Origin of the sequence: Mycobacterium asiaticum, from assembly GCF_001673315.1 — a bacterium.
Lineage (GTDB): Bacteria > Actinomycetota > Actinomycetes > Mycobacteriales > Mycobacteriaceae > Mycobacterium > Mycobacterium asiaticum_B.
The window spans coordinates 1-734 of record NZ_LZLQ01000069.1 but is presented as its reverse complement, the minus strand read 5'-3'; the positions used below and the strand labels follow the sequence as shown (position 1 = coordinate 734).

The 734-nt window shown below is 67.8% G+C and carries 1 pseudogene; it reads right to left on the bottom strand.

What is annotated here, in order from left to right:
- Positions 1-734 (bottom strand): annotated as a pseudogene (locus A5636_RS26525) (hypothetical protein); the annotation flags it as partial.

The following is a 734-nucleotide window of genomic DNA, read 5'->3' as shown; positions in this document are numbered from 1 at the left end:
GGGAAGCCGGGGATGTTGATGCCCGGCAGGCCGAAGTTCAGCGGCGGGAACTGGAAGCCCGGGAAGCCCGGCAGCGGGGGCAGTTCCAGGTTGGCCCCGAGGTTGATCAGCGTGTTCAGCCCACCGGTCAGGGCGGCGCCGAAGTCAGGCAGCACCAGCCCGGGGAAGCCCGGAATAGCAATGCCTGGCAAGCCGAAGTTCAGCGGCGGGAACTGGAAGCCGGGGAACCCAGGTAGCGGCGGTAGTTCGAGGTTGCCGGCCAGGTTCACCAGCGTGTTCAGCCCGCCGGTGAGGGCGGCGCCGAAGTCAGGCAGCACCAGGCCCGGGAAGCCGGGGATGTTGATGCCCGGCAAACCGAAGTTCAGCGGCGGGAACTGGAAGCCCGGGAACCCAGGTAGCGGCGGCAACTCCAGGTTGGCCCCGAGGTTGATCAGCGTGTTCAGTCCGCCGGTGAGGGCGGCGCCGAAGTCAGGCAACACCAAGCCGGGGAAGCCGGGAATGTTGATGCCCGGCAAACCGAAGTTCAGCGGCGGGAACTGGAAGCCCGGGAAGCCCGGCAGTGGCGGCAGTTCCAGGTTGCCGGCCAGGTTTACCAACGTGTTCAGTCCACCACTCAGCGCGGCACCGAAGTCAGGCAGCACCAGTCCGGGGAAGCCCGGGATGTTGATGCCCGGCAGGCCGAAGTTCAGCGGCGGGAACTGGAAGCCCGGGAAGCCCGGCAGCGGGGGCAGTTC